The 5,864-nt window shown below is 40.9% G+C and carries 6 protein-coding genes and 1 pseudogene; 1 reads left to right on the top strand and 6 read right to left on the bottom strand.

The genetic code is table 11. From position 1 onward, the window contains the following. Positions 1-96: 96 nt before the first annotated feature. The gene (locus AB4653_RS13085) at positions 97-609 is read right to left on the bottom strand and encodes a tetratricopeptide repeat protein (RefSeq protein WP_102258050.1); all 513 of its coding nucleotides are present in this window, start codon (positions 607-609) and stop codon (positions 97-99) included. A gap of 132 nt (positions 610-741) precedes the next feature. Here AB4653_RS13085 and AB4653_RS13080 point away from each other — a divergent pair, with 132 nt between their 5' ends. After that, positions 742-1,113, top strand: coding sequence for a hypothetical protein (locus tag AB4653_RS13080; protein ID WP_102258049.1), 372 nt, complete (start codon positions 742-744; stop codon positions 1,111-1,113). A 59-nt stretch (positions 1,114-1,172) separates the two neighbouring features. Here the strand turns inward: AB4653_RS13080 and AB4653_RS13075 are convergent, their stop codons facing one another. From AB4653_RS13075 to AB4653_RS13055, 5 genes and pseudogenes are all read right to left on the bottom strand, one after another. Next, complete coding sequence (locus AB4653_RS13075; protein WP_017082572.1) at positions 1,173-1,784, bottom strand: hypothetical protein; 612 nt, start codon at positions 1,782-1,784, stop codon at positions 1,173-1,175. Between the two features lie 167 nt (positions 1,785-1,951). After that, positions 1,952-2,617 carry a glutathione S-transferase N-terminal domain-containing protein gene (locus tag AB4653_RS13070; RefSeq protein WP_102258048.1) on the bottom strand — a complete coding sequence of 222 codons (666 nt, stop codon included), beginning with the start codon at positions 2,615-2,617 and terminating at the stop codon, positions 1,952-1,954. Between the two features lie 88 nt (positions 2,618-2,705). Beyond that, positions 2,706-3,332: a LysE family translocator gene (locus AB4653_RS13065; RefSeq protein WP_017082570.1), complete on the bottom strand. Its 627-nt coding sequence runs from the start codon at positions 3,330-3,332 to the stop codon at positions 2,706-2,708. Positions 3,333-3,399: 67 nt separating this feature from the next. Continuing rightward, complete coding sequence (locus AB4653_RS13060; protein WP_017082569.1) at positions 3,400-5,055, bottom strand: SgrR family transcriptional regulator; 1,656 nt, start codon at positions 5,053-5,055, stop codon at positions 3,400-3,402. A gap of 530 nt (positions 5,056-5,585) precedes the next feature. Continuing rightward, positions 5,586-5,864 (bottom strand): annotated as a pseudogene (locus tag AB4653_RS13055) (hypothetical protein); the annotation flags it as partial.

Here is a 5,864-nt window from a genome sequence, read left to right as displayed (position 1 = left end):
GCGGCAAAAATGGCGGCATTCATTGTAAAACAGCGTTATTTATGGAGATAAAACGTCAATTACCACTGTTTTTATATACATTTTATTTTAATTAACCTATTGATTTGTAATGCATTGCATTCGTTTTTTCCAAGTTCTATCAAGGTCTTTTGCATAAAGCAGAATGGCTCGCTGGTAACTTTTGATTTTCTTACTCTCAGTGGTTGATAACAATAACTTAATTAGTAACGCCGTTGCTTCTTTGTGTCGTTCTAAGTTGTACAAACACATGGCATAGAACGGCTGTACTTCCAGTGAATCAGGGTATTCAGCCATGGTTCGCTCAAAATACTCTAACGCTTCAGTGTATTTACCCAAACTGCGATAAGTACTCGCCAACCCAAACAGAGCATCAAAACGTTCAGTTATGGAAAGATCCCCTTCCAATGCAAGATGATAATGTATAAGCGCTTGCTTCTCTTTGCCTTCATTATCATAAGACCAAGCCATGTATAAATTTGCTTTGGCTGCATATTGACTGTCATCCAATAGCGTACGCAGCAAAAGCCGAGACGCATGATAATTTCCGGCCTCTCTAAGATTTATGGCTTCGTGGATAATGGTTTCCATGTGCATCTCCTCTATAATTGACTAATAGAATGAAATTTATTTACACTCTGTGCTAACTCTCAAATCGTCCAACGATAAATTATCAATGATAAAATCTTAAACTAGATGAATAAATAGTAATAAAGGAATCCAATGTTTATAAGATTTATTGCCAGTATGGAGGAGGAAAAGCGACTCCAGCATACTCATGGTATCATTACCCAAGCACAAATGATGCTTGTCGACGGATTGATCCTTTACGAGTACCATCAGGTGCATATTAAAGAAATCTTCACTCAACTTAATGAATCACTACCATGTCCACCGTTCCACTCAAAGTCATGGCCAGACAATGCTATCTCTTGGTTTTTAGACTCAAGCGTCAAACATATATCACTCATGTATGAGCTAAAATATATATTAGAAGAATATGATACAAAGGTGGCGACATTACATCATTCAGACGTCGGCACCATTTTATACAGAGATGACTTTCAAGTGGTGGCTAAGTCTAGCCTCTTATGAAAAACAAAATAATATATTAATAATAAAATGAAGCTTCTAAAAATATATACCCTCGCAAGTTAAAATGAGAACTGCAACCCAAGCTCATAGCTCACTTCCGCCTCATCACGCTCTGCATATTCTAAATTTGCAACTAAGCCAAACACTGAGCCGAATTGAAAGACGTTATTCCACTTAAACTCATCTCTTGCTAGATCTAAGAAATCATGCTGATAGGAAACTCCCATCAACCAATGATTAGCTATTTGTTTTCTAACCATCGCTTGACAGTATGTTCCACGCTCGGAATATGGTGAACTGTAATCACTATCAGCACGATAGTTTACTGCTCCACAGGATAAAGAGCTTGCCATTGCCCCTCCCAAACGCCCAATGAGTCCTCCGCCAGCTTGCCAACTATCTACCTCCGAACTAAATCGAGTGAGAAAGTCTGCTCTTCCTTCAACGAATACGTAGTCAAAAACTTGAGCACTGACATCTAAGTATAACCCTCCCATCGTCTTATTCTCTGTATTGTCATACTTATCGTTAAGGTAAGGTTTTAACGCTCCCGACTTAAAACTAGCTCCTTTATAACCAAATCCTATATGAGAAAAATTATCAACAATCTCACTTGATGCAAAGCTTGAACACGAAACTAACAACATCAGAGGAACAACTTTAGTTATCATAATACGATATCCTGTGGCACTTTTTTGAAATGAAAATTTATTCTGTACATTGCATATTGACAGCAACATACGGAAATAAACTGTAACAAATCAATATGTAACATCCGATAAATTTAAACGCAAACTATGCGTTGCGTTCACATTTCCATCGTTGTCTTAAAGCATGTTTAAATTCCAGTGCCAATCCTATCTAGGCTGTCATACCAATTCAAAACATGGCTAGTCAGCATTTCCCCTGTGAAAGCGTTACTCGTAGACAGCAGCCACTTCAACGTCCCATAGACGATATAGTCTGAATACATGGGCGCATCGCCCGATAAGTATCGTGTCTTAGCTAAATAAGATTCCAGTACTCTCATTTTTTTGAGTAAGTCGGCCTTTGCTAACTCTTGGTTGTTGCTTTGTACATTTTCTAAGCTGTCCTGAAAGTGTTTCTCTCTAGAGGAACGAAAGTAATCTTTATCGCGATCTTTAAGCTTGCAGTAAATGTCGAAGATGGCAATTTTGGCGATGTCCGAATGTAATGATGCTGTCCACTCATGGAAAAAAAGTGCCATTAAACGCCCTTTTTCACCGCCAAATAATGAAGGTGATTCAGGGTAGTGGGCCTCAAGATAATCAGCGATGTTAAACGAATCAGAGAGCACCGTTTCACCATCTTTGATGGCGGGGAGTGTAGAAAACTGCGCCTTAAACTGAGCCTGAATGTCGACAAAAGAAAGCTCAGTGGTATCAAACGCTATATTTTTGTGTATCAAGCACATTTTCGTACGCCAACAATAAGGACTGAATTTTAAGCCATCGTCCCCACACAGTTCGTAAAAAGTGATCATAGGTGTCTTACTCCGAGAGTTGCTAAATAGGTGTATTGGTTGTGCTGGGCACAGTATGTTCAATCTTGGTCGCGGTTCTCAGTCGAGATTAAGTGGGTTCTTTAACTGCTAGAATACCTGCGGCTCCCAGCAGTAAAGCACCACTTCCTCTGGTCACAGCGGTAAGAGATAGTCGGCTCGCATCAACAATCCGTCTGGCCGAAAACGCATAAAACATCACTAAACTGAAATCAAGCAACGCCATGGTTGGGCACATCACTAAGAGTTGAGGGAATACGGGTAAGTCGGGGTTGATGAATTGCGGGAAAAAAGCCGAGAAGAATAGGATGGCTTTGGGATTGCCAGCCGCGACTAAAAAGCCAGAGTAAAACAACTTTTTGTTTGAGGCCTGTAAATCTGAGTTGTTGAGGTTTAAGTGCTCAACTTGTGCTGGTTTAGCGAGGAGTATTTTTAGCCCCATGTAAACCAAGGTGATCACACCAAAGACTTTGATGACAGTAAATGCCACTACCGAATTGGCAAGGATGACACCTAAACCCAAGGCGACTAACACCATTTGAATAAAGTTAGCTGAGATGTCCCCAAGGGCGGTATATAGCACGCGTTTGTGCCCATATCTGAGAGCATGTGCAATACCTAAAAATATGCTAGGCCCTGGTGTCGCGGTAAGAATGAGCGATGCCGCGACAAAGCCGAGCCAAAGGTGAAAGTCCATTTTTATCCTTAATTATCCGTTAAACACTGCAAATCATATCGCTACAGATACACTACCATACCAGCGATTACTCCAACCACATATTGACCAGAGACATTACGCCCATATTGTTCGTTTCTGTGCCATACAAGTTGTCCGCTCGAGTCACGGTGAAATGATTGCGCCATAGAGGGCAATAATAATAGTTCTGGATAAGCCAATCCTCCGCTCGATACAGTTTGTGCAAAAACTCTTGACTGTTGTTACTTTCCTGCATAAACATATCAATAAATGTCAATAGGCTTTGTTTTCCACGTTCAGGCAAGCAGAGACTAAACACATTACTGCAAAGGAGCCATTCGTAATATTGAAATGTCAGGTCGTCACCAAAAACGTAACAGTCATAGGAGATATCAATAGCAATGTCTTGAGACTGTCCTTGAATACATACCTGCCAAACAACCCCTTTTTGAGATAACTCATCGAGCAAAGGCTGTAACTCGCTCATATGACTGTCTATCACTTCAATTACCACCGGACGAGTCGGCAGTTTCATGTCGTGCTTGAACAAGTGAAATCCCTTATCTTGATGGCAATCCATCACGCTATTCGCCGCTCTTTTTTGGCTACCAAGCGTAAAACGTCGACTATGATGAACAATCCAGGCTCTTTCTTGAGCGGATAATGCACCGACATGATGATGAAACTGTAAAACAGTACATCCGCTGCGATCGATTTTTTGTGGCTGAGTAGGTTGGGATTCGCAATAGAGCAGTTCTGCCACGTGCATAGGCGCTTGAGGTTGGGCATCACTACACCAAAATTCTACTCGTTCAATATGGCCACCAAAACCAAAATAGTGGTTATTGCGAACTAAACTCCAATATTGTTTTTCCAAACTTTCGACTCGATATACCCCACACCCAATTGGTTTTGAAGCCTGATAATCAAAAATTGCACTGTGTGAGTCAGCTAACAAATGCAGGAAAACTGGGTCAGATTGACGCATAGAGAAAATGACCCACTGCTTATCTATGTCAATACCCTCTACATGACGAAATAGAATTTGATATGGATGTGGCGTACTAAGGCGCATTTCTATATTTTTTTTTACAAGTTCCGGTGTCAGCGCTTCTCTATTGTGCATCATTATGTCATTACGGATGCGGAGACGGATTTGCTTGTCACTGTAATGAAACTGGTGAGCGATATGAGGCACGATGTCATTCTGAATAGGGTTATATCGAACTAAGGTATCGAAGACGCTTTCGACCAATAAAATAGAACGAGCGGACTGTGCCAAATGAGGGTGCCATTCAGGCAGCATATAAGGGACTAAATACATCAAAGTATTCTGTTTTTTTAATTCCTGCTGTGCGTCCCCTAACCAGAGAGGTAAGTGAGCTTGAAATAGACGAACTTCGCCAAATTGAGTAGCTAGTCGAAATGCCTGATCTATTCTGCCAGAGCGAGCCATGCGCTCTAACTGAGTCAGCAGTGAGGTCTCAAAACTTTTTAATAGCGTCAATTTTGAGCGATGACCACGGCCCTGACCCGAAGCCCAATGGATAAGCCCAAAGCTTTCAAAAGAAGCCATTAGCTTACTCACGTACCTTTCTGAACAGGCCAGAATTTCAGCAAGTGAGACAATATCAACATCATAAGCTTCATTGCGAGAAAAATGTTTCTCGAGTTGCTTTAAACGCTGCAGATGACTCGTAGATAACAACTGAGAAGCTACCATGTCAACCTCAAAATTATGTTCATTAGATACAACGAATACCTCTGAATATGGCAACTTAACTTAAAGTTGTCTTCTTATAATTCCACGGGAGGTGATTAATAAAGGTGGATAACCTGACCGACTAGGAATCCCACTAAGAAAACTATCCCAGAAAAGCTCGGACGGCTTTGGTTTTGTCTCACCGCTATCTTTTGTTCTGGTTCCAGTAAGTAGTGTTTCGCGTTTAAAGTATAGAATGTGTAGTCTAATGGATTCATTGTTTTACTCGCAGATAATGACTCATGTGTTCATTATCTGCGAACAAACCTGAAATAATAACGCTCTCTTTACTATAAACAGTTCACCTTTTAATTAATGAAGTACAGTTCCATTTTTGCTAACTGCTACCAAACAAAATAATTCAACAAGCATATAAAGGCAAGTTAAGCAGAGAAAGCGTTTAAGACAAGTTTCTAACGCAGGTGTTAGGCGCTTTCTTGTTGTTTCTCAGTCCGTTTCTTCTGATTTTTTTAACGCTTCGAGTATTTCTTTCATACGCTCTGGGCGCGTTTGGATCCGGAACGGTCCGGTTTGTAGAGCGGGGGAAGTCTTGCTGCCATATTGTCGCCCTCCATCGATGCCAATTCAGCGATGATCTGGTGATATTCTTGAAGTTTAGACCCAATGTAGCCTCTAATATTAGTGTTATTATAACGCAAGTTTTCGTAGCTCTGAGGCCACACATTCTTATGGATCGCGTTGCTGGTTTGGTCGTCAACTTGAATTGCTGTGTCTATCCGTTTTAACAGACAAAAGAGACTGTTGAGATC

This window comes from Vibrio sp. 10N.222.48.A3, assembly GCF_041475345.1.
GTDB lineage: Bacteria > Pseudomonadota > Gammaproteobacteria > Enterobacterales > Vibrionaceae > Vibrio > Vibrio tasmaniensis_A.
The sequence above is the reverse complement of the archived record's forward strand: the minus strand, read 5'-3'. Positions and strand labels throughout refer to the sequence as shown.

Coding starts and splice junctions, on each gene's coding strand:
- AB4653_RS13085 (WP_102258050.1), bottom strand. CDS start 609: ATGGAAACCATTATCCACGAAGCCATAAATCTTAGAGAGGCCGGAAAT.
- AB4653_RS13080 (WP_102258049.1), top strand. CDS start 742: ATGTTTATAAGATTTATTGCCAGTATGGAGGAGGAAAAGCGACTCCAG.
- AB4653_RS13075 (WP_017082572.1), bottom strand. CDS start 1,784: ATGATAACTAAAGTTGTTCCTCTGATGTTGTTAGTTTCGTGTTCAAGC.
- AB4653_RS13070 (WP_102258048.1), bottom strand. CDS start 2,617: ATGATCACTTTTTACGAACTGTGTGGGGACGATGGCTTAAAATTCAGT.
- AB4653_RS13065 (WP_017082570.1), bottom strand. CDS start 3,332: ATGGACTTTCACCTTTGGCTCGGCTTTGTCGCGGCATCGCTCATTCTT.
- AB4653_RS13060 (WP_017082569.1), bottom strand. CDS start 5,055: ATGGTAGCTTCTCAGTTGTTATCTACGAGTCATCTGCAGCGTTTAAAG.